The sequence below is a fragment of the Staphylococcus sp. HMSC056G08 genome, from assembly GCF_001812305.1.
GTDB lineage: Bacteria > Bacillota > Bacilli > Staphylococcales > Staphylococcaceae > Staphylococcus > Staphylococcus simulans.
On record NZ_KV808434.1, the window covers coordinates 1 to 1735 of the forward strand.

Here is a 1735-nt window from a genome sequence, read left to right on the forward strand (position 1 = left end):
AATGAACATTGAAAACTGAATGACAATATGTCAACGTTAATTCCAAATTAACAAACGTCCTAAGGACGTTTTAAAACAATTAGTTTTTATGAGCTAGTCAAACATCATAAATTATTATGGAGAGTTTGATCCTGGCTCAGGATGAACGCTGGCGGCGTGCCTAATACATGCAAGTCGAGCGAACAGACGAGGAGCTTGCTCCTCTGACGTTAGCGGCGGACGGGTGAGTAACACGTGGGTAACCTACCTATAAGACTGGGATAACTCCGGGAAACCGGGGCTAATACCGGATAATACATGAAACCGCATGGTTTCATGATGAAAGACGGTTTTGCTGTCACTTATAGATGGACCCGCGGCGTATTAGCTAGTTGGTAAGGTAACGGCTTACCAAGGCAACGATACGTAGCCGACCTGAGAGGGTGATCGGCCACACTGGAACTGAGACACGGTCCAGACTCCTACGGGAGGCAGCAGTAGGGAATCTTCCGCAATGGGCGAAAGCCTGACGGAGCAACGCCGCGTGAGTGATGAAGGTCTTCGGATCGTAAAACTCTGTTATTAGGGAAGAACAAGGATGTAAGTAACTGTGCATCCCTTGACGGTACCTAATCAGAAAGCCACGGCTAACTACGTGCCAGCAGCCGCGGTAATACGTAGGTGGCAAGCGTTATCCGGAATTATTGGGCGTAAAGCGCGCGTAGGCGGTTTTTTAAGTCTGATGTGAAAGCCCACGGCTCAACCGTGGAGGGTCATTGGAAACTGGAAAACTTGAGTGCAGAAGAGGAAAGTGGAATTCCATGTGTAGCGGTGAAATGCGCAGAGATATGGAGGAACACCAGTGGCGAAGGCGACTTTCTGGTCTGCAACTGACGCTGATGTGCGAAAGCGTGGGGATCAAACAGGATTAGATACCCTGGTAGTCCACGCCGTAAACGATGAGTGCTAAGTGTTAGGGGGTTTCCGCCCCTTAGTGCTGCAGCTAACGCATTAAGCACTCCGCCTGGGGAGTACGGCCGCAAGGCTGAAACTCAAAGGAATTGACGGGGACCCGCACAAGCGGTGGAGCATGTGGTTTAATTCGAAGCAACGCGAAGAACCTTACCAAATCTTGACATCCTTTGACAACTCTAGAGATAGAGCCTTCCCCTTCGGGGGACAAAGTGACAGGTGGTGCATGGTTGTCGTCAGCTCGTGTCGTGAGATGTTGGGTTAAGTCCCGCAACGAGCGCAACCCTTAAGCTTAGTTGCCAGCATTAAGTTGGGCACTCTAAGTTGACTGCCGGTGACAAACCGGAGGAAGGTGGGGATGACGTCAAATCATCATGCCCCTTATGATTTGGGCTACACACGTGCTACAATGGACGGTACAAAGGGCAGCGAACCCGCGAGGTCAAGCAAATCCCATAAAGCCGTTCTCAGTTCGGATTGTAGTCTGCAACTCGACTACATGAAGCTGGAATCGCTAGTAATCGTAGATCAGCATGCTACGGTGAATACGTTCCCGGGTCTTGTACACACCGCCCGTCACACCACGAGAGTTTGTAACACCCGAAGCCGGTGGAGTAACCTTTTAGGAACTAGCCGTCGAAGGTGGGACAAATGATTGGGGTGAAGTCGTAACAAGGTAGCCGTATCGGAAGGTGCGGCTGGATCACCTCCTTTCTAAGGATATATTCGGAACAGTTTCGCAGGAAACTGAAACGGAATAACGTGACATATTGTATTCAGTTTT

The 1735-nt window shown here is 49.9% G+C and carries 1 rRNA gene; it reads left to right on the top strand.

The annotated features are described in order from the left end of the window. The first annotated feature begins 113 nt into the window (after nt 1–113). A 16S ribosomal RNA gene (locus tag HMPREF2846_RS01535) occupies nt 114–1665 on the top strand. Nucleotides 1666–1735: the final 70 nt, after the last annotated feature.